The sequence below is a fragment of the Ramlibacter monticola genome (assembly GCF_016722785.1).
GTDB classification, from domain to species: Bacteria; Pseudomonadota; Gammaproteobacteria; order Burkholderiales; family Burkholderiaceae_C; genus Ramlibacter; species Ramlibacter monticola.
The window spans coordinates 1,134,050-1,156,331 of record NZ_JAEQNE010000001.1 but is presented as its reverse complement, the minus strand read 5'-3'; the positions used below and the strand labels follow the sequence as shown (position 1 = coordinate 1,156,331).

The following is a 22,282-nucleotide window of genomic DNA, read 5'->3' as shown; positions in this document are numbered from 1 at the left end:
CGTCTCGACAATGCCGGCATGACCACGATCACGTGGCTGCTGTCAGGGTTGGTTGCGGCGTTGGCCGCGGCGCTGGTGCTCGCCGTGGAGCTGTGGCGCCGCTGGCGCAGCCGCGGGCGCGCGGACGAGCGATTCACCCAGCTGGCGCACGCCGTGCCGCAGATCGTGTTCATGGCCGACCGGCGGGGCCAGGTGAGCTTCCTGAGCCACCGCTGGGTGGAGGTGACCGGCATCCGTCGCCGGGAGGCCATCGGGGAAGGCTGGCAGCAGGCGCTGCACCCCGAGGACCGCGAACCGATGCTGGAGAGGCTGCGCGAGATGGTACGCAAGGGCCAGGAGTTCCAGCACGAGCACCGGCTGCGCACGCGCGACGGCAGCTACCGCTGGCAGCTGCTGCGCGCCGTTCCGCTCGACGAGGGCGGCCAGCCGGCCGCATCCTGGCTCGGCACCGCGACCGACATCGACGATCTGAAGCGCGCGCAGGAGCAGGCGCGCGTGCAGGCCGAGCGCCTGCGCATGGCCAGCCGCCTCACCCGCACCGGCCACTGGCGCGCGGACCTGGCAACGCAGCGCCTGGCGCTCTCGGAAGAGGCTGCCACGGTGCTGGACCTGCCGCCCGATGCCGAGCCCACGCTGCAGGAGATCTTCGCGCTGCTCGCGCCCGACTCGCTGCCGCGCGCCACCAGCGCGCTCAAGGCCTGCGTGGAGGAGGGCCGGCCCTTCGACGTCGAGGTGGCCCTGGTCACGCAAACCGGGCGCCAGTTGTGGGTCCGCACGCTGGGGGAGCCGGTGCGCTCCGGGGACGGACGGGTGGTGGCCATCGAGGGCGCGCAGCAGGACATCACCCTGCGCATGCTGATGATGGAGGAGATCCGCCGCCTCAACGCCAGCCTGGAGGAGCGCATCGCCGAGCGCACCGCGCAGCTCGCGCGGCAGGAGGCGCTGTTCCGCACCCTGGCGGAGCAGGCCCCGCTGCCGTTCTGGACGGTGGATCCGCGGGGCCACGTCACCTTTCTCAGCCGCGCCTGGTACGAGCTGGCCGGCGGCGCGCCGCCCCAATGGCAGGGCGACCGGTGGCTGGCGCGGGTCCATCCCGACGATCTGCCCGCGGTGCGGCACAACTGGATCCGCAGCATGGCGACGGGCGCGCCCTACACCGGCACGCGGCGCATCCGGGCCCGCGACGGCAGCTACCACACCATGACCTACCGCGCGGTACCGGTGCGCGACGCGGGCGGCGCGATCCTGTTCTGGGTCGGCGTCGACACCGACATCACCGACCTGATGGCAAATGACGCGGCGCTGCGGCTCGCCAACACGCAGCTGGAGGCCTTCTCGTATTCGGTGTCGCACGACCTGCAGTCGCCGCTGCAGCGCGTGGCCTCCTACGCGCGGCTGCTGCAGCAGGAACTGGCGCAGTGGCCGGAAGGCCGCGCGCACCACTACCTGGACCGCATCCAGGCGAACGCCGACACGATGGCGCTGCTGATGGAGGGCCTGCTGGCGCTGGCGCACGTGTCGCAGGTGGAGATCATCCGCGCCGCGGTGAACCTGAGCGACATGGCCACCGACATCCTGCAGCGGCTGCAGGCGGAGCACCCGCAGCGCACCGTGGGCTGGCTGGTGGAGCCGGGGCTCTCGGTGATGGGCGACGTGCGCCTGATGCGTTCGGTGCTGGAGAACCTGATCGGCAACGCCTGGAAGTTCACCGGCGGCACCCCCGACGCGCACATCGCCGTCGGCGGCTCGGCCGCGCGCGGCGAGTACTTCGTGCGCGACAACGGCTGCGGCTTCGACATGGCCTATGCGGGGCGGCTGTTCGGCACCTTCCAGCGTCTGCACGCGGCCGACGAGTTTCCGGGCACCGGCATCGGGCTGGCGACCGTGGCGCGCGCCATCACGCGCCAGGGCGGACGCGTGTGGGCGCAATCCGCGCCCGGGCAGGGCGCGACCTTCCACTTCAGCCTGCCGCCGGGCTGAAGGAAAGCCCCTGTCGCCGGAGGTCCTGTCGATTCCGGCCGCCGCGGATCGTCATAAGGTCGGAGCCGACTTCGTGGCCCACACAACCCAGGAGAGACATGCCATGCCCGTCCTCGACAGCTACCTGTTCTTCAGCGGCAACTGCGCGCAGGCGATGCGCTTCTACGAACGCACCCTCGGCGGCAAGCTGGAAAACGTGATGACCTACGGCCAGTCCCCCGACCCGGAACACTGCCCGGCCGGCGCCAAGGACATGGTGATGCACAGCAGCATGAAGCTGGGCAACCGCACGCTGATGGCCTCGGACGTGCCGCCCACCATGGGCCCGAAGCCGATGGCCGGCTTCGCGCTGTCCCTCATGTACGAGTCCGCCGACGAGGCGCGGCGCATCTTCGAGGCGCTGGCGCAGGGCGGCAGCGTCACGATGCCGATGACCAAGACCTTCTGGGCCGAGACCTTCGGCATGCTGGTTGACCAGTTCGGCACGCCCTGGATGGTGGGCGGCGGCATGCACGGCGCGTGACGGATGCCACGAACGCGCGGCCCGGTGTTGGCTGCGCGCATCGTCGAAACGAGATGTAGCTGCTTTTCCCCGCCGCCCGCGACAGCATTGCGGGCAAATGGGGGAACGGATGAGTCGTTGGGGGAAGGGCGCGCTGCTCGTGCTGGCCGCGCTGGGGGCGGTGTACGCCGGCGCGCAGCCGACGGCGTACCGCTGCAAGGTGGGCGGCACCGTCACGTATTCGCAGCTGCCCTGCCCGGGCGGTGGCGGGCGCGAGGTCGGCGCGAAGCCGCACCGCGTCACGGACAAGGCCAAGGAGCCGCCGCAGGATCGCGCGGTGCTCGCCAAGCGCGCCTCGCTGACGCCGGAGGACCGGCAGGAGTGCCGCGCGCTGGACCAGCGCCTGCGCGAGGAGGAGCGCGCGCTGCAGAAGCTGGGTCCGGCGGCGACGATCCAGGACGAGATGCCGCTGGTGTACTCGAAGAAGAAGTTCCGCGAGCTGAAGTGCTAGAACTCGAAGCGAGGGTCGGCGGCGGAGAGGATCCGGTTCGCCGCCGTCGTGGCCCCCGCTTCCCGCAGCGCTTGCGCCAGGGCGTCGAGCAGCGCGGGCATGTCCTGCCGGGCCGTGGCATGCACGGCCTCGCAGACGACCAGCACTTCGCGCGTGCCCTCGCGCACCGCTGACAACCCGCTTTGCCGATGGGTCCAGCGGCGAGCGTGGGCGTTGCCCTGCGCGTCGACGAAACTCACCTCGCCCGGCTCGGGGTGCTCGAGCTCGCCGCCGAAGGCGAGATAGCGCTCGCTGCCTTCGGCCGGGCACACCTGCAGCCAGTCCCGGATCTGCGCCACGTCCAGTGCCGCCACCGGCGTCGCGAAGGCCATGGAGACCGCGTTGCACAGGTCGATCAGCGGGTGGATGCGCGGCATCTGGCCCTCCTTGCGCAGGCGCCGCAGCAGCGATTCGGAAGCGCAGCGGTACTGAGTCGGCTTCAGGCCCATGCGCGCGAACACGCGTCGCCAGGCCTGGATTTCGGGCAGCTCCGATTCGCTGCCCGCCGCCGCCAGGCGCTCGCGCGCGACCGCTTCGAAACGCGCGGCCTGCGCTTCGGCGGCGAGGTCGGCGCGGATGCCGCGCGCGAACAGCACGCCGGCGACCAGTTCGGGATGGGCAGCCCAGATCGCGGGATGGTGGCTGAAGTGCATGCAGCCAGTGTGTATGCCGCGTACCGGCGCGTCTTGAACGTTATTGCAGGCGGCGCTGCGCGTCCTGCCAGGCGCCGGGGGTGAAGCCGAACTGGCGCGAGAAGAGCCGCGTGAGGTGGCTCTGGTCGGCAAAGCCCGAGGCCGCCGCGGTTTCGGCCAGGGACCTGCCCTGCCGGATCAGGCCGCGGGCCCGCTCGCAGCGCTGCTGGAGCAGCCAGGCATGCGGGGTGCAGCCGACCTGGGCGGCGAAGCGGCGCAGCAGCTGGAAGCGGCTCACGCCCGCCAGCCCGGCGAGTTCCGCGAGCGTGGGCGGCGCGAGCAGGTCGGCGGCGAGCCGCTCGCGGACCTTCGCCAGGGCCAGCGCGCCGCTGGCGGCCGGCGCGCGATGCGTCGTGTGGCGCAGCAGCAGGCCGCAGGCCTGCACGAGGGCCTCCTCGCAGGCGAGCGCCTCGGCGTGGCCGCGCCGCCAGTCCCGCAGGGTCCGCAGGAGCTGCCTCGTCTGCGTCTCCAGCTGCGGGTCCGACAGCACCGGCTGCGTGATCGCCAGGTCGCCGGTGGACCGGTCGAGGGCCTGCAGCAACCCCGGATCCACGTACACCGTGCACCAGGTGCGCGAAGGGCCGCCCAGCGGCCGGCCATCGTGCATTTCGCCCGGATTGGCAGTCACGATGTCCCCGGCGAAGGCGTCCACCGTGCCGCGCCCGCTGCTGGAACGGTGCGCTCCGGCGTCGACCACGCCGAAGCCGAAGGTGCCGTGCGAATGGCGCCCGTAGTGGCGGGCGCTGCGGATACGGGTGGCGTACACGCCCTCCCAGGGGGAGCCCAGGACTTCGCATTCGTGCTCGGGGGGCGCGCGCATGGAGGCCATCCTGCCATGGCGGCCGGATCCGGCGAAAAGTGACCCCGGTCAAGAGGGGGGCGCAGGGGCGGGTGTTAAGCTGGCCGTTTTCCCTTCCAAGTAGAGACAAACCCTCATGCCCGGACTGCTGCCCAACGTCGATCCCGAAGGTCTGCTCGAGTTCTCGGTCGTCTACACCGACCGCGCGCTCAATCACATGTCCCGCAGCTTCCAGGGCGTGATGAAGGACATCTCCGCGATCCTGAAGGAGGTCTACGGCGCCCATTCCGTAGCGCTGGTGCCGGGCAGCGGCACCTTCGGCATGGAATCGGTGGCGCGGCAGTTCGCCGGCGGCAAGGACGTCCTCGTGCTGCGCAACGGCTGGTTCAGCTTCCGCTGGACGCAGATCTTCGAGATGGGGCGCATCCCGAAGTCGGAGACCGTGCTGAAGGCGCGCCGGCAGGGCAGCGGCGCCACCGCCCCGTGGGCGCCGGCGCCGATCGCCGAAGTGACTGCCGCCATCCGCGAGAAGAAGCCCGCGGTGGTGTTCGCGCCTCATGTCGAAACCGCCGCCGGCATCATCCTGCCCGACGACTACATGCGCGCCGTGGCCGACGCCGTGCACGCGGTGGGTGGCCTGTTCGTGCTGGATTGCATCGCCTCGGGCGCGATGTGGGTGGACATGAAGGCCGTGGGCGTGGACGTGCTGATCTCCGCGCCGCAGAAGGGCTGGAGCAGCTCGCCGTGCTGCGCGATGGTGATGCTGTCCGAGCGCGCCCGCCAGGCGATCCAGGACACCAGCGGCAGCAGCTTCTCCATGGACCTGAAGAAGTGGCTGCAGATCATGGAGGCGTACGAGGGCGGCGCCCACATGTACCACTCCACCATGCCGACGGATGCGCTCACGCGCCTGCGCGAGGTCATGAAGGAGACGCAGGCCTATGGCTTCGCCCGCGTGAAGGCGGAGCAGGAAGACCTGGGCCGCAAGGTGCGCGCGCTGTTCGAGGGCCGCGGCCTGCCGAGCGTGGCCGCCGAGGGCTTCAAGGCGCCGGGCGTGGTCGTGAGCTACACGACCGACCCGGACCTCCAGTCCGGCCGGAAATTCCTCGACGAAGGCCTGCAGACCGCCGCGGGCGTGCCGCTGCAGTGCGACGAGGGGGCCGAGTTCAAGACCTTCCGCATCGGCTTGTTCGGCCTCGAGAAGTGGCACCACGTGGACCGCACGGTGGGGCACCTGAAGGAAGCGCTCGACCGGCTGGGCGTGGTCGCGCCGGCGAAGGCGGCGTAGCCCGCGTCGTTCCCGCGCAGGCGGGGACCAGGGATCCGGGAAGCGGCCGCGAGGCCGCTTTTGTTTGGTTCTTCACCGAATTCCGGGGAGACCAAAAGATGGCTGCCACGGTTGGCCGGTTGCCTCCGACCCGGACCAGGACGTGACCGTCCGCCTCTGCGACTGTCCCCCGGCGCGGATGAAAAGCGTGCCCCATCTGGCGCCGCGCCCGCGCCTCCTCCTGATATTGTTTCCATCGCTCCCGCCGCGCTGAGGGAGCCCGGGCGGATGCCCCCGTTCTCCTCCTTCGGCGAAAAGCCTGTCATTAAGAGTGGGGGCCACCCGGATTCGACGCAGTAGCTCGAATGGTGTCTTGGGGCACCGCCGGCACTGGCCGGTGGTGACCTCGCATATCAGGACGTGCCAGTCGAATATGCGCGCTAGAGAAGGAAGCCCGTAAGGTGAAATCGAAGCTCGGTGTGGACATCAGCAAGGCGAAGTTCGACGTTGCGTTGCTGCTGGACGGCAAGAAGTATCGCTCCAAAGTGTTCAGCAACACTGGCGCCGGCTTCCGGGCGCTTCTGGAGTGGATAGCGTCCAACGTGCCCGGCGGACAGGCCAACGTTCACGTGTGCATGGAAGCCACCGGCGTGTACCACGAGAGCCTGGCGCTGTTCCTGCATGAGCAGGACATCGACGTTTCGGTGGTCAATCCGATGTTGGTCAAGAGGTTTGTCGAATCTGAAGGGGCTCGCTCCAAGACCGACAGCGCCGATGCGAAGGCGCTGGCGCGGTATGCCGATCGCACGCAGCCCGAACTCTGGCAGGCGCCGTCTCCAGCAGTGAGAAAGCTGCAGGCGCTCGTGGGCCGGCTGGAGACCTTGAAGGGGATGCGGCAGGCCGAAGACAATCGTCTGGAGGTGGCCCACGAGGCTGTGCGCTCCTCGCTGCTGGAGATCATCTCGCAGCTAGACGCAAGCATCGAGGAGGTGCGCGCGCAGATCCGCCAGACGATCAACGACGATCCGGATCTGAAGTCGCGCCGCGGTCTGCTGGAGACCATTCCCGGCCTGGGGGACAAGACGATTCCGCAGCTGCTGGCGTACATCGGCCGCCCGGAGCGGTTCAAGAGCGTCAAAGCGCTCATTGCGCATGCCGGCTTGGCGCCGATGATTCAGCAGTCGGGCACTTCGCTGAACAAGAAAAGGGGCACTCATCCCATGGGCCACGAGGCGCTGCGGCATGCTCTTTACTTCCCAGCGATGGTCGCGGGCAAATACAACCCCGTGATCGCCAGATTCTGGCAGCGCCTCAAAGAGCAGAACAAGCCGGGCAAGGTCATCGTCGTGGCGTGCATGCACAAGCTGCTGGCCATCGCCTATGGCGTGCTGAAGTCCGGAAAGCCGTTCGACCCGGCCAGGTCGCTTGCCACACCGACTTGACAACCACAATGGTGTCTTGATGTCGCCGAGTCGGACGGTCACGCCCTGGTCCTCCGCGGCGCGGGCGCGAGCGCACCGTCCATCAGTGAGCGCGCTTCGAGCGTCGGCGACCGCGCCAACCGAAGCCGCACCCTTGCGATCGACACGGGCTGGTCCGGCCCGAGCGGCGCGACGTTCACCGAACACGGCTCCCAGCGGTTGCCGGTCGCAGATTGGCGAGTGTTGCGTCGGGCCGCGCCTGGCCTACCTCCGCAGCATCTTCGCAACCAGGAACCCGAACGCCAGGGCTCCGCCGACGGCCAGCCAGGGTGTCGCCGCCATGCGTTTCTCCACGGCGCGTTCGACCTGCGTCACGGGCTCGGGCAGGGCCTGCTCCTCTGCGGGCAGCGCCTCGGCACCGGAAGGCGCCCATCCGTCGGCGTACACGCGCGGCTCGGCATCGAATTCCAGCACGGCGGGTTCGTCCGCGTCGGCCCGTTCCAGCAGGTCGCCGATGTCGGGCAGGTGCGTGTCACCGGTGAGCTTGAGGCGGTTCTTGGGATGCGGCATGGCTTCCATCCTTTGTTTTTTCGTGTTCGATGGATGCCAATCTAGGAAGGTGCGCGGCAGCACGGCGTAGGAAAGGACCCGGAGCGCGCCTGCGTGCTGTCCCGCGGCGCTGGGCGGGGGCGGCGCTCAGTTCGGTGCGGGTGCCGGCGCCGCGATGCGAAGCGCCGTGGCCACGAAGGCCTGCACGGCGACGCGGGCCTCGTCTTCGAAGAAGTGGGATTCGCCGCGCACGAGGATGACCTCGCCGCGTGGCCGCCCCTGGACCTGCAGCAGCACGCAGCCGTCGAGGCAGGCCACGCACAGTCCGGGCGTGGTGTCGAGCCAGAGCGTTTCGTGCGGATCCAGCGCGTGCGTGGGCTGCGCCGGCACCTCGCCGGCCCGGACGAGGAAATCGTCGAACAGGCCGAACCAGCTGCTGGCGAACTGCTCGAACTGGAGGCGCAGGGCGGGCAGGCTGGCGGACAGGGCGTTCATGGCGGCTTCCTCGTCTGGGTCTGGCGCTCGCCGGGAATGCGCCGGGGTGGAACATTCCCGGGAGACAGGAGGCATCGTCCCGAAGGCGCAAGGGGCCGTGTGGAGTGCGGCCTCTAAAACCTGCTCCTTTTGAGCGAGCGCCGGGTACCGGCCGCAGCCGCGGTCTTCAGGACCTCAGCTTGCGGCCGACGTGCCCTTCCACCGAGTCGATCTTGCTGCGAAGGCGCGAGTCGGTGCCGGCGCGGTAGTCCATCTTCAGGTTCATGCCGATGCGCTTGCAGTCGGCCTGCAGTGCGCGGAAGCAGTCGGTGACGACGCCCATCACGACGTCGAAGTCGCCCTCCAGGATCGTGCCCATCGCGGTGAGCTGGTAGCTCACGCCGCTGCGGTCGACGATGTCGAGGATGCGGGCCACGTGGCGCGAGAGGCTCTCGCCCTCGCCGGTGGGCGTCATCGCGAATTCGAGCAGGACCATGGGTGTCGTTCCTCCGGTGGAATGCCCGCCATCTTGCCCCTTTGTCGCTCCCGCGGCCACGCGACGCAAAAAGGGCTTCGCCGCTGGCAGCACGTTGGTGCCGAGATGCGCGGGGTTTGACCTGCGTCAGCGGTCGATGGGCCGCTTGCTGGCTTCATTGCGGCACCGGCAGGACAGCAGTCCGTCGCTGCCGAAGAACAACGAGGGGACATCGTGGGCAGCAAGAACATTCCGGGCCGCGCCGAGACGTGGATGAACGCCACGCGGCTGGCCTTCGCACTTTCCAGCTACTTCGTGCTGCACGCGCTCGCGATGCGTCCCCGCGCGCTGGTCACCGACCCCAGCCAGTTCGGCCCCGCGCTGCCGGGGATCCTGCTCGGGTGGCTCGCCGAAAGCCTCGAGTTCGTCGTGCCGGTCGTGCTCCTCTTCGGGCCGGCGCTGGCGCGCCATGCGCGAAGCTTTTTCGCGCCGAGCGCCTGCGTGCCGGTGTGCGTGGAGCAGGGCATGAGCCGATTCGAATACGAGCAGCTGGCCGGCAGCGGATTGCGCTTCCCGCGGCGAGCGCGTACGGTGCCTGCGGAATCCGCGGCGCGCGGTGCACCGGACAGCGGGCGTCCCCCGCTGTCCGGGCGCATCGCTGCTTGAATCCTGCCTTCCCCCCGGACCTTACTTGCCGAACGAATCCTTCAACCCGGTCACGCGGTTGAACACCGGCCGTTCCCCCGCCGCGTGGTCCTTGCGGTCCGCCACGAAGTAGCCATGGCGCTCGAACTGGAACTTCTGGTCCGGCTTCGCACGACCCAGTGAGGGCTCCACGTACGTCGTCACCACCTTGAGCGAATCCGGATTGAGCTCCTCGAGGAAGTCCTTCTCCCCGGCACCCGGCTGCGGCACCGAGAACAAGCGGTCGTAGAGACGCACTTCGGCCTTCACGCCGTCGGCCACGCCGACCCAGGTGATGTTGCCCTTCACCTTCACCGCGTCGGCGCCGGGCGTGCCGCTCTTGGTGTCGGGGACCAGCTTTGCCTGCACTTCGGTGATCGCGCCGGCGGCATCACGGGAAGCGCCGACGCACTCGACGACGTACCCGTACTTCATCCGCACCTTGTTGCCCGGGAACAGGCGGAAGAAGCCCTTGGGCGGCGTGTCCTCGTAGTCGCTGCGCTCGATCCACAACTCGCGCCCGAACATGAACTCGCGGCGGCCGCGGTCCGCGTCGTGCGGATGCACGGGCGCGGAGCAGGGCTCCAGGTGACCGGCGCCCATGATTTCGTCCCAGTTCGCGATGACCATCTTCACCGGGTCCAGCACCGCCATCGCGCGGGCGGCCTTGGGGTCGAGGTCGTCGCGCAGGGCGATCTCGAGCGTCGAGTAGTCGATCCAGGAATCGGCCTTGCTCACGCCGATGCGCTCGGCGAAGAGCTGCAGCGACTCGGGCGTGTAGCCGCGCCGGCGCAGCCCCACGATGGTGGGCATGCGCGGATCGTCCCAGCCGGTGACGACGCGCTGGTCCACCAGCTGCTTCAGCTTGCGCTTGCTGGTGACCACGTAGGTCAGGTTCAGCCGCGCGAATTCGTACTGGCGCGGCGGCGGGGTGTTGACCAGCCCGCCGGCGGCGAGGTGGTCGACGAGCCAGTCGTAGAAGGGCCGCTGGTCCTCGAACTCCAGCGTGCAGATGCTGTGGGTGATGTTCTCCAGCGCGTCCTCGATCGGGTGCGCGAAAGTGTACATCGGGTAGATGCACCAGGCATTGCCGGTGTTGTGGTGCTCCGCGTGCTTGATGCGGTAGATGGCCGGGTCCCGCATGTTGATGTTGGGGCTGGCCATGTCGATCTTCGCGCGCAGCACCGCGGCGCCGTCGGGCAGCTTGCCCTCGCGCATCTCGCGGAAGCGCTGCAGGTTCTCCTCGATCGAGCGGCTGCGGTAGGGGCTGTCCACTCCCGGGCGGCCGAAGTCGCCGCGGTTCACGCGCATCTGCTCGGGGGTCTGCTCGTCCACGTACGCGTCGCCGGCCTCGATCAGGTACTCGGCCGCGCGGTACATGAAGTCGAAGTAGTCGCTGGCCTGGTACAGGTGCCGGGTGCCGGCGGCGTCCCACGTGTAGCCGAGCCACTGCACCGCATCCTTGATGCTCTCGACGTACTCGATCTCTTCCTTCTCGGGGTTGGTGTCGTCGAAGCGCAGGTGGCAGATGCCGCCGTAGTCCAGCGCAAGCCCGAAGTTCAGGCAGATGCTCTTGGCATGGCCCACGTGCAGGTAGCCGTTGGGCTCGGGGGGGAAGCGGGTGCGGATCTTCGCGGGGTCGGCCGCACCTTCCCGGTGATGCGCCGCATCGCCGGGCGTGCCGCCCCAGTGCCGGCCGGCATACGTCCCTTGCTCCAGGTCGCGTTCGATGACCTGGCGCAGGAAGTTGCTCGGGCGCACGGCGGGTTCTTTGTCGGTCGGGAGAGCCATATCCACCCGATTTTCGCATGGGGGTCCCGGCGCCCCCGGGACCCTGCCGAAGCGAGGCAAAGAGGGGAATAAACAACGCCGAGTGACGAAGTGCCGCTTTGGCCGGACGAACGGACTGTCGAGTTACGCCCGGCAACGCATTTGACGTTCAGGCCGTAGGTAGCGCTCGTGAACGCGACGTTAAATCAGTGAGCGGGGTTGTTGTCCCGCGCAAAGCAGGAACCTCATGCAAAGGAAACTCTTCCGTCCTCTCGCCGCCGTCGCCCTGGTGGCCCTCGCCGCAAGTGCGGCCCAGGCCCGCGACAACGTCTTCTGGTCGGTCGGCATCGACGCTGCCCCTGGCGTTTCGGTCGGCGTCGGCAACGTACGGCCCGCGGTGATCGCACCGGCGCCCGTCCTGATCGCACCGCAGCCCGTGTATGTGGCCCCTCGCCCCGTGGTCGTGTCGCGGCCCGTGGTCTTGATGGAGCCCGAACCCGTCTACGTCGTTCCTGGCAGGCACAAGGGGCACCACAAGCACCACCACCACCATCACGACTGAGTTCCGGCGGGGGGTCGTCGCCTCGTAACGACCCAGGATCTCCAAGCGTATTGGCCCCGGCCCACCGGCCGGGGCCTTCTTTTTTCCTGGGCCCCTTGCTCGATGGGTGGTCGCTGCGCCGTCCCGCGTGATGCGATTCGTCTTGCCGTGCTACCGGTGGTGCTCGTCTTTCGAAGGCTGGTCGTCCGGCGTCGGGAAGGGCGTCGGCAACAGGGCCTTCAGCCGGAGCTGGTCGCGCAGGTGGGGCCGCACGCTCTCGGCGCCGTGCCCGCTGTGTCCCCTTGCGGTCGCCCGCTCCACGAAGCCCTTCTGGTTCGCCGGTGCGCTTGCCCGTCGACCGCCCGGCGAGCGCCGGCCTTCCGGGTCGCCGACGTTGCTGGGTTTTCCGTCTTTCATTACGTTGTTCCTCTGAGTGAGTCACAGCGTAAGGGCCGTGTGAAGCTTTACATGCCGGTTGTGCCCGGCGGTAAGCGTCGGACTCCTTCGACCGAGCCGTAGTCCGCAGCGAAATGCAGGTACGAAAAAAAGAACCCCCAGGCAGGGCCTGGGGGTAACAATGCCAGTCGCGGGACGGAGGGCCGGACCAGCTCACCCCGGAGGAGGAGGGGACTCAGAGGAGTCGGGGTGACCGGGACGAAAGTCGCAATTCGCTTTGTGGGTCTGCAAGCGCCTTTCGTGCAATTCGATGTCTGGTAGTAGAAGCGCCGCCCGCGTCATACCCTGTAGGACGTCGCCCACAGCCTCTGCCAGACGATTCCGCCAGCTCCCGGAGCGTCCATTTCCGGACGAGCAACGCGCGGGTCGGCGCGCCCTACATGGCCTTGAACAAGTGCGCGTACACACGGCTCACGGGGAGCCGTTCCTTGCGGGCGCGCAGGGCCAGGTGCAGCTTGCCGGCCTCGTCGCGATGCACGCTCTCGATGGCCGTTGCGCGCACGACGGTGCCGCGATGCACCTGCCAGAACAGCTGCGCGTCCAGCTGCGGCAGCAGCTCCTTCAGGGGCGTGCGCACCAGCACCTCGCCGTCTTCCGTGACGACGCGCACGTACTTGTCGGCGGCTTCGAAGTAGACGACCTGCTCCACCGGCACGAGGCGGATGCTGGCGCCCACGCTGGCCTGGATCACCTTCAGCAGCGGCTGCGGCGCAGCCGGCGCGGCGCTCGCCTGCAGCAGGTGGCGCAATTGCCCCAGCGTGGCTTCCAGCGCGCCGCCCTGCGGCTGCCGCTGAGCCAGCGCGTGGCGCAGCTTGTCGACGGTCCTGCGCAGGCGCGCGGGCTGCACCGGCTTCAGCACGTAGTCGACGGCCTGGGCATCGAACGCCTGCAGCGCGTACTGGTCATAGGCCGTCACGAACACGAGCGCGGGAAAGGGCGCGTCCTGCGGCCAGGCGTCGGCCAGTTCGGCGGCGGCTTCGAGGCCGCCCTGGCCCGGCATGCGGATGTCGAAGAACAGCACGTCGGGGCGGTGCTGCAACGCGCTGCGCACGGCCGAGGCGCCATCGCCCACCATTTCCAGCACCTCGAGCTCGGGCCAGGCGGCGGCGAGCTCCAGGCGCAATGCCTGGGCCAGCAGCGGCTCGTCCTCGGCGATGACGGCGGTGGCCTTCATGCGGCCAGCGGCAGCGCGATGCGCGCCTGCGCGCCGCCCGCGTCGGTGGCGAAATCGAGCGAGGCCCGCGCGCCGTGCAGCGAGGCCAGCCGCTCGCGGATCTGGACCAGGCCGAAGCCCTTGCCGCCGCTGTCGTAGCCGTTGGTTCCGACGCCGCTGTCCCGCACCTCGATCACGACGAGCTCGCCTTCGCGGCGGGCGCGCACGTCGATGCGGCCGCCCTCCACCTTGGGTTCCAGCCCGTGCTTGATGCTGTTCTCCACCAGCGGCTGCAGCAGCAGCGCGGGCACCGGCACCTGCGCCAGCTCCTCGGGCAGGTCCAGCGTGTAGGCCAGCCGCGGTCCCATGCGGATCGCCATCAGCGCGAGGTAGTCCTGCACGCGGTCGAACTCGGTGCGCAGCGGGTGCGAGGTGGCGCGCGAGGCGTCCAGCGTGGCGCGGAGGTAGGCGATCATGTGGTCCAGCATCTCCTGCGCCCGCGCCGGGTCGACGCCGATCAGCGCCCGCAGGTTGGCCAGCGTGTTGAACATCATGTGCGGCTCGAGCTGCGTCTCCAGCAGCTTCAGCCGTGCCTCGCTGGCATGGCGTTCGGCCTCGCGCATCCTGCGGGCCAGGTACTCGCTCTTGTTGCGGGCATAGAACCAGTAGCTGCCCACCGAGCCCGCGATGAAGGTGATCAGGACGTCGGAGCGCAAGTCCGCCGCGCTGTGCACGCGGCCGTGCGGCCCGTACAGGTCGAAGGCCCGGCAGGCCAGGTCGCCGAGCCTGCCGCCGACGAGCCAGCCGGCCGCGATCGCCACGGCGACCAGGAGGAAACCGGTCCCGCCGCTGGGCCACCCCGTTTCGCGCGCCGAGGGAATGAACACGCGCCCGATGTCCACGATCGCCCAGATGGTGATGCCGATCAGCAGCGAATACACCACGGGCGGCGCATAGGGCCGATCCGGCGTGAACGCGTACTGCAGCGTGGCCACCGCGATGCAGAACGCGGTCGTCTGCAACAGGTTGCGCAGCTTGGCGAGCCAGTCGATGTTCATGGCCGCGGCAGGCGTTCGTGCTCGCGGCGCAGCCGCTCGCGCTCGCGTTCCAGCAGGCGATCGCGCAAGGCGCTGCCCTCGCCGAGGAGGAACACCGCCGCGCCGTGCAATGCCAGTCCGAGGCCCCAGCCAAGCAGCGGGAACACCGACCAGGGGCGGCTGCCGAATCCATGGCTGGACAGGGCGAAGAGGAACAGGTTCACGACGACGTACACCAGCGCGTGCACGTACCACCCCAGCTTGGCCGCCGCGCGCTTGTGGGCGAGGCGCTCGAGTTGGTCCGGGGGCAGGGGAGCCATGGTCGCGTTCATTTTAGGGGAGCAGGTGTTGGAGGAAGAAGGCGGCGATGCTGCGATCCACCGCGGGAAGGACGGCGCGATCGAAGCCCGGCGGATCGGCGAGCAGGTCGGCCGCGATCGCGTTGAGGCGTTCGACCGGCGGCGCCGGGGAAAGCAGTGCGCCGTGGCCGCCGTCGGGCAGGTCCGCCAGCAGCGTGCAGCGCGGCGCGCAGGCCGCCAGGATGGTCGCGGAATGGAAGCGCGGCACCAGCCACTTGTCGCGCCCGGCGGTGACGAGCGCCAGCGGCACGCGCGGTTGCGCGAGCGAGGACGCATCGAAGTCGGCCGCCATCGGCACGCCGGCCACCACGGCCTGCACGCGCGGGTCCTCGTGCGTGTACCAGGGCGCGTCGGCGAAGCGGTGCCGCAGCACCAGCAGGGCGGCCTTCTTCTTCAGGCCGTCGAAGGCATTGCCGTTCAGGGCCGCGTACTCGCCGACGCAGGCCGCGAAGTCGTCGCCGATGTGCGCTTCGCAATGGCGCACGAACTGCGCGGGAGACCAGCGGCCGCCCGCCATCGCAAGCGCCGTGTGGCCGCCGGCGGACATGCCGTACACGCCCACGCGGTCCAGCGCCAGCAGCGCGGCGAGCGCCGGCGTCCTGGCGACCGCATCGATGGCGCGTGAGACTTCGCCTGGCCGCAGCTTCCAGCTATCGGGGCCCGGATCGCTGTGGTCCAGCGAGTGGTCGCCGTGGTGCCGCGGCACCGCGACCACGAAGCCGGCGTCGACCAGGACCCGCGCCAGGTCCGCATGGACCCAGGGATTGCCCCCCGAGCCGTGCGACACGACCACCAGCCGCCCGTTGCCGCGGATCGGCGGGGCCTGCTCCGCCAGCGACAGCGTGAAGGGGCCGCGCTGCACCGGCCGCTCGGTCTGTGCCGTGGGATGGAAGACGGTCACCGGGCCGTCGCCGTCCACGCCGGGCAGCGTGGCGAGGCCCATGCCGGCCTGGGCGGCGAGGCTGCAGGCAGCGAGGGCGAGGCTGGCGAGGAGGCGGGCGTTGCGCATGGGGTTCTCCTGCTCAGGCGGCGGCCAGGGACGGTTGCGGGCGCAGCGCCAGCCGCCACAGCCGCGCGGCGCGTCCGGCGAAGACGCCGCTGAAGGCGCCGTAGAGCGCCGCCGCCGGCAGGGCGAAGGCGCGCTCCTCCGCCAGCAGCGGGTGCAGCGCGAGCTGCACGGACACGGCGTAGCGGGTGAGGAACACGGCCAGGAACAGCGCCAGCGGCGCCCAGCTGCCGGCCAGGTCGAAGGTGCGCGTGCCGCGGTCGTACCAGGCCGCGGCCGGGCGCCGCGCCAGGATCGCCGTGGCGACGCCGAACGCGATCAGCCACAGGACGAGGGCTTCGGCGATCAGGGGCGAGCGGCCGAAGGCGGAGACGCTGCCCCACAGGCCGAACAGCGCCATGCCGACGGGCGGGCCCGTGACGGCGCCCAGGCTCGCGGTGCGGTCGCGCGACTGCATCCAGCCGAGCACCACCAGCCCGGCGAGCAGGCCCCACACCCACGGCGGCGTGTTCTGCGCGATGGGCGCCAGCGGCGCCAGCCTGCCCCAGAGCAGCCGGCCCAGGTAGCGCTGCGGCAGCAGCGTGAACAGGCCGGCCACGACGCAGGCGCCGAGGTACAGCAGGCGCATCGTGCGCGCATGGGCGGCGATGTTGCCGCGCGCCAGGAAGCGGAAGGCCTGGACCAGCGAGAAGATCGTCAGCGGCACCAGCAGGTGGATCGGCGTGAAGCCGGCGATGTTGGGCATCTGGCGGTCGCGGATGAAGAGGGCGCTGGTCGCGGTGACCAGCATCAGCGTCACCCAGGCGTAGCCGAAGGCGCGGTGCAGGCGCGGGCGCTGGCGGGCGCCGAGCCGGGCCCACAGCGCGACCGGTCCGGTGGCGACGGCGCCCAGGGCGGCGCCCAGGTGCAGGGTGATGGCGGGGGTCAGTTCCATGGGTTCTCCTGGGGGTGCGGAGCCGACTGTGCGCGGCGGGCTCGTCCCGGGCCACGGGCCTGCGACGAAGCGCCGGAAGCGGGGAGCGAAACGCGCCTGCGGCGGCGCGAAAGGCCGCGGCCGCGCTGACGAACGGATGGGCTCTTCCTACAATGGATGCATGCCAAAGCTCTCGTGGAAGTCGGGTGCTGCCGCGGCCCTCGTGCTGGCCGGCGCCGCCGCGGCCGGATGGTGGTGGACGCAGGGGCGCGCGCCGGAGCCCGGCTACCGCACGGCGAAGATCGAGCGCGGACCGATCCAGGCGAGCGTGTCGGCCTCCGGCACGGTCAACCCGGTGACGCAGGTGTCCGTGGGCACGCAGGTCTCCGGCCAGGTCAAGGAACTGCTGGTCGACTTCAACTCGGAAGTGAAGGCAGGACAGCTGATCGCCACCATCGACCCGGAGACCTTCGAGTACCGCGTGCGGCAGGCGCAGGCCGATGTCGACGCCGCGCAGGCCGCCGTGCTGACGGCGCAGGCCAATGCGGCCGCCATGCGCGCCGCCGCGTCGCGGGCCCGCGTGGATTTTGCCGAGGCACAGCGCGACCACGAGCGCAAGAAGTCGCTGGTGGAAAAGGCCTTCATCGCGCAGAGCGAGGCCGAGAAGGCGCTGGCGCTCGTCAACACCACGCGCGAGGGCGTGGCGTCCGCCGAGGCGCAGCAGGGCGTGGCCCAGGCGCAGGTGCAGAGCGCGCGGGCCAACGTGGCGCAGCGCCAGGCCGCGCTGGCGCAGGCCCGGGTGGACCTGCAGCGCACCAGGATCACCTCGCCCGTCGACGGCATCGTGATCAAGCGGACGGTGGAACGGGGCCAGACCGTGGCGGCGAGCCTGCAGGCGCCGGAGCTGTTCGTGATCGCGCAGAACCTGCAGGACATGCAGGTCGAGGCCAGCGTCGACGAAAGCGACGTGGGCCGCATCCGCCTGGGCCAGCGCGCCACCTTCACCGTCGATGCCTTCGCCGGCCAGACCTTCGAGGGCGAGATCCGGCAGGTGCGCAAGGCGGCGCAGAACGTGGCCAACGTGGTGACCTACGTGGCCGTGATCGGCTTCTCCAATGCCGGCGGCCGCCTGCTGCCCGGCATGACGGCCAACGTGCGGGTCGTGACCGACACGCGCGACAACGCGCTGAAGATCCCCAATGCGGCCCTGCGGGTGCGCATCGCGGGCGTGGAGCCGGCGGGCGCGGCGCCGGCCAGGCCTGCGTCGGCCCCGGTGGGCACGAGCGAAGGCGGCAATGCGATGCCGGCGGCGTACGCGCAGCCAGCGCCACCCGCGGCCGGCGGGCCCGGCGCCGGTGGGCCCGGCGCCGGCACGGAATTCCGCAACCGGCTCGTCGCCGAACTGCAGCTCGCGCCGGAGCAGGTCGCCCGGGTCGATGCGATCTACGCCGAGCTGCGGCCGAAGTTCGCGCAGCTGCGCGAGCTGGCGGAGGAGGAGCGCGGCAAGGCGCGGGAAAAGCTGCTGGCGGACATCCGCGCGCGCATCGGCGAGGTGCTCACGCCGCAGCAGAAGCCGAGGTACCAGGCGCTGGTCGCCGAGGCCGCCGGCCGCGCCAGCACGCGCGGGCGCATCTACCTGCTCGATGCGTCGGGCAAGCCGAAGGCCTTCAACGTGCGGCTCGGGATCACCGACGGCAGCAGCACCGAACTGCTGCCGCCCGACGCGGCCGAAGTGAAGGAAGGCGCCGCCGTGATCATCGGCGTCACCGCCGGCGACAAGCCCAAGGCGCCCACGAGCCCCAGGATGTTCTGATGGCCCTGATCGAAGCGCGCGACCTCACCAAGGTCTACGCCATGGGCGACCAGACCGTGCACGCGCTGCGGGGCGTGTCGCTGGACATCGCGGCGGGCGAGTTCGTCGCGATCATGGGCGCGTCGGGCTCGGGCAAGTCGACGCTGATGAACATCCTCGGCTGCCTCGACCTGCCCACCAGCGGCCACTACCTGCTCGCGGGCGAGCCGGTGGACGCGATGGCGCCCAGCCAGCTCGCGTCGATCCGCAACCGCCGCATCGGCTTCGTGTTCCAGCAGTTCAACCTGCTGCCGCGCACCAGCGCGCTGGAGAACGTGGAGCTGCCCATGGTGTACGCCGGCGTGCGCGCCGCCGAACGCCGTGTGCGCGCGCGGGAGGCACTGGAGCGCGTGGGCCTGGGCGAGCGGGCCGGCCACACGCCGGCCGAACTCTCCGGCGGCCAGCAGCAGCGCGTGGCGATCGCCCGCGCCCTCGTCAACCGGCCGCAGCTGATCCTCGCCGACGAACCCACCGGCGCGCTCGACTCGCAGACCAGCGAGGAGATCATGCGCCTGCTGGCCGCGCTCAACGCGCAGGGCATGACCGTCGTGCTCGTCACGCACGAGAGCGACATCGCCGGCTGGGCGCGGCGCCGCATCGTGTTCCGCGACGGGCAGGTCCTGGAAGACAGGACCGGCAGGTCCGGTTCGGATTCCGATCTTTCCCAGCTGCAGCCGGCATGACCCTGCTCGCCGCCTTGCGCTCCGCCCTGCGCGCGCTCGCCGCCAACAAGCTGCGCAGCGTGCTCACCATGCTCGGGATCATCATCGGCGTCGGCGCCGTGATCACGATGATCGCGGTGGGCCGGGGCGCGACCGATCGCGTGCAGGAGCAGATGAAGGGCCTGGGCTCCAACCTGATGATGGTGCTGCCGGGCGGCATCACCGCCGGCGGCGTGCGCCTCGGCGCGCAGACCGGCCAGGGGCTGACCGAGGAGGACGCTGCCGCCATCGCGCGCGAAATCCCGGAGGTGCAGGTCACCGCGCCCAACCTGCGCACCGGCGCGCAGGTGGTCGTGGGCAACACCAACTGGAGCACCTCGATCTACGGCACCACCAACGAGTACCTGGAGGCGCGCGACTGGCCGCTGGCCGCCGGCCGGCCCTTCGAGGCGGCGGAGATCGCCGGCTCGGCCAAGGTGGCGCTCATCGGCCAGACCGTCGCCCAGCAGCTGTTCGGCGATGCCGATCCGCTCGACCAGGTGATCCGCGTGAAGAAGGTGCCGATGACGATCGTGGGCCTGCTGGAACGCAAGGGCCAGAATTCGCTGGGGCAGGACCAGGACGACGTCGTCATCGTCCCGCTCGGCACCTATCGCAACCGCATCCAGGGCGGCAACCCCGGCAGGCTCAAGCGCGTCGGCTCCATCAGCGTGAAGGTGCGCGAAGGCGAGGACATGAAGCGGGTGGAGGAGAACATCCGCGAGCTGCTGCGCCAGCGCTTCAAGGTGCAGCCCGGCGCGGAGGATCCGTTCGCGATCCGCAACCTCACGGAGATCCTGCAGGCCCAGGAAGCCTCCAGCCGCGTGATGACGCTGCTGCTGGCCGCCGTCGCCGGCATCAGCCTCGTGATCGGCGGCATCGGCATCATGAACATCATGCTGGTGAGCGTGACCGAGCGCACGCGCGAAATCGGCCTGCGCATGGCCGTGGGCGCCCGCGGCCAGGACATCCTGGCGCAGTTCCTGATCGAGGCCGTCACGCTGGCCATGGCCGGCGGGGCCATCGGCGTCCTGGTCGGCGCGATCGCGACCTGGGCGGTGGGCCACTTCGCCGGCTGGCAGGTCAGCATGACCGGCGGTTCCATCCTGCTGGCGGCCGGTTTCTCCGGCTTCGTCGGCGTGTTCTTCGGTTTCTATCCGGCCCGCCGCGCCGCGCGGCTGCTGCCGATCCAGGCGCTGCGCTACGAATGACGCAGCCAGGCTCCCTTCGTTCCCGCGCTCCTGTCAGCCCCAGACGCGGCGGTGTTTCTCCGCCAACTGGTGCTGCCGCACCATGATCTTGGGCACGTCGGGATGCATCGGGCTGATCTCTCTCATGGCCCAGCGGTAGAAGGCCTGGGCAACCACCACGTGGAGCAGGTGCAGGATTTTCATAGGCCCAATGTGGCAGCAGGCCCTCGGCAAACCTGTAGGCACGCCGCGCAACGGTGCCACGCGCTTTCCGACATCGCCTGTCGGACGGCACGGCGCGCGGCCGCATAATCCCGCCTTTTGCCGGAGATTTCGCGTGGATGGAGTGTTGCTGGTCAAGGCCGCGATCATGGGCATCGTGGAGGGACTCACGGAATTCCTGCCGATTTCCAGCACCGGCCACCTGATCCTGGCGGGGCACCTGCTGGGGCTCAGCGGGGAGCGCGACAAGGTGTTCGAGATCGCCATCCAGACCGGCGCCATCCTGGCCGTGATCCTCGTGTACTGGCAGAAGATCCGCGAGACCGTGGTCCAGCTGCCCAGCGAACGCAGCGCGCAGCGCTTCGCGCTCAACGTGCTGGTGGCCTTCATCCCGGCGGTGGTGCTGGGCCTGGCGCTCGGCAAGGCGATCAAGTCGCACCTGTTCACGCCGGGCGTCGTGGCCACCACCTTCATCCTGGGCGGTTTCGTGATCCTCTGGGCCGAGGGCCGCCGTCATCCCAAGGTGCGGGTGCAGGAGGTGGAGGACATGCGCTGGACCGATGCGCTCAAGCTCGGCCTGGTGCAGTGCCTGGCGCTGATCCCGGGCACCAGCCGCAGCGGCGCGACCATCATCGGCGGCATGTTGCTGGGGCTGTCGCGCAAGGCCGCGACCGACTTCTCCTTCTACCTCGCGATCCCGACGCTGATCGGCGCCGGCGTGTACAGCCTCTACAAGGAGCGCGCAGCGCTCAGTGCCGACGATGTGCCCATGTTCCTGGTGGGCCTGCTGTTCTCGTTCGTGAGCGCCTGGCTGTGCGTCCGCTGGCTGCTGCGCTACATCTCCAGCCACAGCTTCACGCCCTTCGCGTGGTACCGGCTCGCCTTCGGCGCGATCGTGCTGCTCACTTCCTGGACCGGCTGGATCCAGTGGGCCGGGACCTGAGCCCGCGCCGCCGCGCATAGGGCCGCCAGCGGCCTTCCGGCTGCGCCAGCCGGTCGGCCACGATGCCCAGGACATCCGGGTGGGTCGGCATGCCGAGGTGGCTGGCGTGCACTGCGACGTTCTCGGCATCCGGTCCGGGCCGCTCCAGGCAGCCCTGCCAGCACACGACGCCATCGCTTTCGCTGTAGATCGAGGTGACCGGGACCGGCGGACGCTGGCCCAGCCGCTGCAGCAGGGCGGGCGTGAGCTGCGCCAGGCTGCCGCCCATGAGGCGGTAGAGGGTGCCCGCGTGGTTGCCGTCGCCGATCGCCTTGTGCGGCGTGGCGAGCGTCACGACCTGGCGCACGCACTCGGGGCAGTGCTTGGCGATCTCGCGCGCATAGACGCCGCCCAGGCTCCAGCCGACCAGGCTGACCTTGCGCTCGTGGCGGGCGTGGATCTCGCGCACGCGTGCCGCCAGCGCGGCCAGCCAGTCGTCGAAGCGACCCTCGGGCCCCGTGTTCACGCCGAGTTCCCAGTCGTAGACGTCGTAGCCGCAGGTCTTCAGGTGGGCGCGCAGCGGCGCGGTGGTCATGGAGCCGGCGCCGAGGCCGGGATAGACGACGACCGGGTGCCCGTCGCCGGCCACGACGGCAGGTTGGTTCCACCGGACGGCGCAGAACTCGAGCACCGCCCGGAGGGGTTCGGTGGCCAGCAGGGCCAGGGGCGGGGCGCGGAAGCCGAGGGACGAAGGCATGCCCTCAGTG

General features: G+C 70.2%; 24 protein-coding genes and 2 pseudogenes. 11 read left to right on the top strand and 15 right to left on the bottom strand.

The features are described from left to right. Positions 1 to 18: 18 nt before the first annotated feature. The 3 genes from JJ685_RS05595 (at position 19) to JJ685_RS05585 (ending at position 2,993) form a co-directional block, all read left to right on the top strand. On the top strand, positions 19 to 1,980 hold the full coding sequence (locus tag JJ685_RS05595; RefSeq protein ID WP_201673206.1) for a PAS domain-containing sensor histidine kinase: 1,962 nt from the start codon (positions 19 to 21) through the stop codon (positions 1,978 to 1,980). Between the two features lie 103 nt (positions 1,981 to 2,083). After that, the gene (locus tag JJ685_RS05590) at positions 2,084 to 2,503 is read left to right on the top strand and encodes a VOC family protein (RefSeq protein ID WP_201673205.1); all 420 of its coding nucleotides are present in this window, start codon (positions 2,084 to 2,086) and stop codon (positions 2,501 to 2,503) included. Between the two features lie 109 nt (positions 2,504 to 2,612). Then, complete coding sequence (locus tag JJ685_RS05585) at positions 2,613 to 2,993, top strand: hypothetical protein (RefSeq protein ID WP_201673204.1); 381 nt, start codon at positions 2,613 to 2,615, stop codon at positions 2,991 to 2,993. Here the strand turns inward: JJ685_RS05585 and JJ685_RS05580 are convergent. After that, a complete protein-coding gene (locus JJ685_RS05580) occupies positions 2,990 to 3,685 on the bottom strand; it encodes a B3/B4 domain-containing protein (RefSeq protein WP_201673203.1) in 696 nt (231 codons plus the stop codon). The two genes, JJ685_RS05585 and JJ685_RS05580, sit on opposite strands and share 4 nt — an antisense overlap. Before the next feature lie 40 nt (positions 3,686 to 3,725). Continuing rightward, positions 3,726 to 4,544 carry an AraC family transcriptional regulator gene (locus JJ685_RS05575; protein ID WP_201673202.1) on the bottom strand — a complete coding sequence of 273 codons (819 nt, stop codon included), beginning with the start codon at positions 4,542 to 4,544 and terminating at the stop codon, positions 3,726 to 3,728. Between the two features lie 115 nt (positions 4,545 to 4,659). Here JJ685_RS05575 and JJ685_RS05570 point away from each other — a divergent pair, with 115 nt between their 5' ends. Together JJ685_RS05570 and JJ685_RS05565 are read left to right on the top strand one after the other, a co-directional pair. Next, complete coding sequence (locus JJ685_RS05570) at positions 4,660 to 5,811, top strand: aminotransferase class V-fold PLP-dependent enzyme (RefSeq protein ID WP_201673201.1); 1,152 nt, start codon at positions 4,660 to 4,662, stop codon at positions 5,809 to 5,811. A gap of 440 nt (positions 5,812 to 6,251) precedes the next feature. Then, the gene (locus tag JJ685_RS05565) at positions 6,252 to 7,232 is read left to right on the top strand and encodes an IS110 family RNA-guided transposase (protein WP_201673200.1); all 981 of its coding nucleotides are present in this window, start codon (positions 6,252 to 6,254) and stop codon (positions 7,230 to 7,232) included. A 243-nt stretch (positions 7,233 to 7,475) separates the two neighbouring features. Here JJ685_RS05565 and JJ685_RS05560 read toward each other — a convergent pair whose 3' ends face one another. The 3 genes from JJ685_RS05560 to JJ685_RS05550 all read right to left on the bottom strand — a co-directional run bounded on the left by JJ685_RS05560 (position 7,476) and on the right by JJ685_RS05550 (position 8,730). Next, a complete protein-coding gene (locus JJ685_RS05560) occupies positions 7,476 to 7,781 on the bottom strand; it encodes a hypothetical protein (RefSeq protein ID WP_201673199.1) in 306 nt (101 codons plus the stop codon). 126 nt (positions 7,782 to 7,907) lie between these two features. Beyond that, positions 7,908 to 8,255, bottom strand: a complete 348-nt coding sequence (locus JJ685_RS05555; RefSeq protein ID WP_201673198.1) for a PH domain-containing protein — start codon at positions 8,253 to 8,255, stop codon at positions 7,908 to 7,910. 166 nt (positions 8,256 to 8,421) lie between these two features. After that, complete coding sequence (locus JJ685_RS05550; protein ID WP_201673197.1) at positions 8,422 to 8,730, bottom strand: MTH1187 family thiamine-binding protein; 309 nt, start codon at positions 8,728 to 8,730, stop codon at positions 8,422 to 8,424. 213 nt (positions 8,731 to 8,943) lie between these two features. On the opposite strand from JJ685_RS05550, the gene JJ685_RS05545 reads away from it, so the two are divergent. Continuing rightward, positions 8,944 to 9,375, top strand: coding sequence for a hypothetical protein (locus tag JJ685_RS05545; RefSeq protein ID WP_201673196.1), 432 nt, complete (start codon positions 8,944 to 8,946; stop codon positions 9,373 to 9,375). 21 nt (positions 9,376 to 9,396) lie between these two features. Here JJ685_RS05545 and JJ685_RS05540 read toward each other — a convergent pair whose 3' ends face one another. Beyond that, the gene (locus tag JJ685_RS05540; protein WP_201673195.1) at positions 9,397 to 11,184 is read right to left on the bottom strand and encodes a glutamine--tRNA ligase/YqeY domain fusion protein; all 1,788 of its coding nucleotides are present in this window, start codon (positions 11,182 to 11,184) and stop codon (positions 9,397 to 9,399) included. Between the two features lie 226 nt (positions 11,185 to 11,410). Between JJ685_RS05540 and JJ685_RS05535 the strand changes: the two genes are divergently transcribed. Beyond that, the gene (locus JJ685_RS05535; RefSeq protein ID WP_201673194.1) at positions 11,411 to 11,725 is read left to right on the top strand and encodes a hypothetical protein; all 315 of its coding nucleotides are present in this window, start codon (positions 11,411 to 11,413) and stop codon (positions 11,723 to 11,725) included. A 150-nt stretch (positions 11,726 to 11,875) separates the two neighbouring features. On the opposite strand, the gene JJ685_RS05530 is transcribed toward JJ685_RS05535, so the two are convergent. The 7 genes and pseudogenes from JJ685_RS05530 to JJ685_RS29660 form a co-directional block, all read right to left on the bottom strand. After that, the gene (locus JJ685_RS05530) at positions 11,876 to 12,121 is read right to left on the bottom strand and encodes a hypothetical protein (protein WP_201673193.1); all 246 of its coding nucleotides are present in this window, start codon (positions 12,119 to 12,121) and stop codon (positions 11,876 to 11,878) included. Between the two features lie 415 nt (positions 12,122 to 12,536). Then, a complete protein-coding gene (locus JJ685_RS05525; protein WP_201673192.1) occupies positions 12,537 to 13,334 on the bottom strand; it encodes a LytR/AlgR family response regulator transcription factor in 798 nt (265 codons plus the stop codon). Continuing rightward, on the bottom strand, positions 13,331 to 14,371 hold the full coding sequence (locus JJ685_RS05520; protein WP_201673191.1) for a sensor histidine kinase: 1,041 nt from the start codon (positions 14,369 to 14,371) through the stop codon (positions 13,331 to 13,333). Before JJ685_RS05520 ends, JJ685_RS05525 begins: the two co-directional genes overlap by 4 nt. After that, entirely contained in the window at positions 14,368 to 14,670 is a 303-nt protein-coding gene (locus JJ685_RS05515; RefSeq protein WP_201673190.1) for a 2TM domain-containing protein, read from the bottom strand. Before JJ685_RS05515 ends, JJ685_RS05520 begins: the two co-directional genes overlap by 4 nt. Before the next feature lie 13 nt (positions 14,671 to 14,683). Continuing rightward, positions 14,684 to 15,718, bottom strand: coding sequence for an alpha/beta hydrolase family protein (locus JJ685_RS05510; protein ID WP_201673189.1), 1,035 nt, complete (start codon positions 15,716 to 15,718; stop codon positions 14,684 to 14,686). A 13-nt stretch (positions 15,719 to 15,731) separates the two neighbouring features. Further along, positions 15,732 to 16,229 (bottom strand): annotated as a pseudogene (locus tag JJ685_RS30225) (DUF6622 family protein); the annotation flags it as partial. Positions 16,230 to 16,250: 21 nt separating this feature from the next. Continuing rightward, positions 16,251 to 16,649: pseudogene (locus JJ685_RS29660) on the bottom strand (DUF2306 domain-containing protein); the annotation flags it as partial. 160 nt (positions 16,650 to 16,809) lie between these two features. On the opposite strand from JJ685_RS29660, the gene JJ685_RS05500 reads away from it, so the two are divergent. Genes JJ685_RS05500 through JJ685_RS05490 form a run of 3 tightly spaced genes read left to right on the top strand, consistent with a single transcriptional unit; the run spans position 16,810 to position 20,392 of the window. Continuing rightward, entirely contained in the window at positions 16,810 to 18,441 is a 1,632-nt protein-coding gene (locus JJ685_RS05500) for an efflux RND transporter periplasmic adaptor subunit (protein WP_201673187.1), read from the top strand. Continuing rightward, positions 18,441 to 19,163 (top strand): ABC transporter ATP-binding protein, encoded by a 723-nt coding sequence (locus tag JJ685_RS05495; RefSeq protein WP_330901704.1) that lies wholly within the window; start codon positions 18,441 to 18,443, stop codon positions 19,161 to 19,163. The genes JJ685_RS05500 and JJ685_RS05495 overlap by 1 nt, the downstream gene beginning before the upstream one ends. After that, positions 19,160 to 20,392 carry an ABC transporter permease gene (locus JJ685_RS05490; protein ID WP_201673186.1) on the top strand — a complete coding sequence of 411 codons (1,233 nt, stop codon included), beginning with the start codon at positions 19,160 to 19,162 and terminating at the stop codon, positions 20,390 to 20,392. The genes JJ685_RS05495 and JJ685_RS05490 overlap by 4 nt, the downstream gene beginning before the upstream one ends. Positions 20,393 to 20,425: 33 nt before the next feature. On the opposite strand, the gene JJ685_RS05485 is transcribed toward JJ685_RS05490, so the two are convergent. After that, positions 20,426 to 20,575: a hypothetical protein gene (locus JJ685_RS05485; protein WP_201673185.1), complete on the bottom strand. Its 150-nt coding sequence runs from the start codon at positions 20,573 to 20,575 to the stop codon at positions 20,426 to 20,428. A gap of 133 nt (positions 20,576 to 20,708) precedes the next feature. On the opposite strand from JJ685_RS05485, the gene JJ685_RS05480 reads away from it, so the two are divergent. Then, on the top strand, positions 20,709 to 21,536 hold the full coding sequence (locus JJ685_RS05480) for an undecaprenyl-diphosphate phosphatase (protein WP_201673184.1): 828 nt from the start codon (positions 20,709 to 20,711) through the stop codon (positions 21,534 to 21,536). Here JJ685_RS05480 and JJ685_RS05475 read toward each other — a convergent pair. Next, on the bottom strand, positions 21,496 to 22,272 hold the full coding sequence (locus JJ685_RS05475; RefSeq protein WP_201673183.1) for an esterase/lipase family protein: 777 nt from the start codon (positions 22,270 to 22,272) through the stop codon (positions 21,496 to 21,498). The two genes, JJ685_RS05480 and JJ685_RS05475, sit on opposite strands and share 41 nt — an antisense overlap. Positions 22,273 to 22,282 lie beyond the last annotated feature (10 nt).

What these genes read in the sequence shown, in the direction of transcription:
- JJ685_RS05595 (WP_201673206.1), top strand. Translation starts at nt 19, where the DNA reads ATGACCACGATCACGTGGCTGCTGTCAGGGTTGGTTGCGGCGTTGGCC.
- JJ685_RS05590 (WP_201673205.1), top strand. Translation starts at nt 2,084, where the DNA reads ATGCCCGTCCTCGACAGCTACCTGTTCTTCAGCGGCAACTGCGCGCAG.
- JJ685_RS05585 (WP_201673204.1), top strand. Translation starts at nt 2,613, where the DNA reads ATGAGTCGTTGGGGGAAGGGCGCGCTGCTCGTGCTGGCCGCGCTGGGG.
- JJ685_RS05580 (WP_201673203.1), bottom strand. Translation starts at nt 3,685, where the DNA reads ATGCACTTCAGCCACCATCCCGCGATCTGGGCTGCCCATCCCGAACTG.
- JJ685_RS05575 (WP_201673202.1), bottom strand. Translation starts at nt 4,544, where the DNA reads ATGCGCGCGCCCCCCGAGCACGAATGCGAAGTCCTGGGCTCCCCCTGG.
- JJ685_RS05570 (WP_201673201.1), top strand. Translation starts at nt 4,660, where the DNA reads ATGCCCGGACTGCTGCCCAACGTCGATCCCGAAGGTCTGCTCGAGTTC.
- JJ685_RS05560 (WP_201673199.1), bottom strand. Translation starts at nt 7,781, where the DNA reads ATGCCGCATCCCAAGAACCGCCTCAAGCTCACCGGTGACACGCACCTG.
- JJ685_RS05555 (WP_201673198.1), bottom strand. Translation starts at nt 8,255, where the DNA reads ATGAACGCCCTGTCCGCCAGCCTGCCCGCCCTGCGCCTCCAGTTCGAG.
- JJ685_RS05550 (WP_201673197.1), bottom strand. Translation starts at nt 8,730, where the DNA reads ATGGTCCTGCTCGAATTCGCGATGACGCCCACCGGCGAGGGCGAGAGC.
- JJ685_RS05540 (WP_201673195.1), bottom strand. Translation starts at nt 11,184, where the DNA reads ATGGCTCTCCCGACCGACAAAGAACCCGCCGTGCGCCCGAGCAACTTC.
- JJ685_RS05535 (WP_201673194.1), top strand. Translation starts at nt 11,411, where the DNA reads ATGCAAAGGAAACTCTTCCGTCCTCTCGCCGCCGTCGCCCTGGTGGCC.
- JJ685_RS05530 (WP_201673193.1), bottom strand. Translation starts at nt 12,121, where the DNA reads ATGAAAGACGGAAAACCCAGCAACGTCGGCGACCCGGAAGGCCGGCGC.
- JJ685_RS05525 (WP_201673192.1), bottom strand. Translation starts at nt 13,334, where the DNA reads ATGAAGGCCACCGCCGTCATCGCCGAGGACGAGCCGCTGCTGGCCCAG.
- JJ685_RS05520 (WP_201673191.1), bottom strand. Translation starts at nt 14,371, where the DNA reads ATGAACATCGACTGGCTCGCCAAGCTGCGCAACCTGTTGCAGACGACC.
- JJ685_RS05515 (WP_201673190.1), bottom strand. Translation starts at nt 14,670, where the DNA reads ATGGCTCCCCTGCCCCCGGACCAACTCGAGCGCCTCGCCCACAAGCGC.
- JJ685_RS05510 (WP_201673189.1), bottom strand. Translation starts at nt 15,718, where the DNA reads ATGCGCAACGCCCGCCTCCTCGCCAGCCTCGCCCTCGCTGCCTGCAGC.
- JJ685_RS05500 (WP_201673187.1), top strand. Translation starts at nt 16,810, where the DNA reads ATGCCAAAGCTCTCGTGGAAGTCGGGTGCTGCCGCGGCCCTCGTGCTG.
- JJ685_RS05495 (WP_330901704.1), top strand. Translation starts at nt 18,441, where the DNA reads ATGGCCCTGATCGAAGCGCGCGACCTCACCAAGGTCTACGCCATGGGC.
- JJ685_RS05490 (WP_201673186.1), top strand. Translation starts at nt 19,160, where the DNA reads ATGACCCTGCTCGCCGCCTTGCGCTCCGCCCTGCGCGCGCTCGCCGCC.
- JJ685_RS05485 (WP_201673185.1), bottom strand. Translation starts at nt 20,575, where the DNA reads ATGAAAATCCTGCACCTGCTCCACGTGGTGGTTGCCCAGGCCTTCTAC.
- JJ685_RS05475 (WP_201673183.1), bottom strand. Translation starts at nt 22,272, where the DNA reads ATGCCTTCGTCCCTCGGCTTCCGCGCCCCGCCCCTGGCCCTGCTGGCC.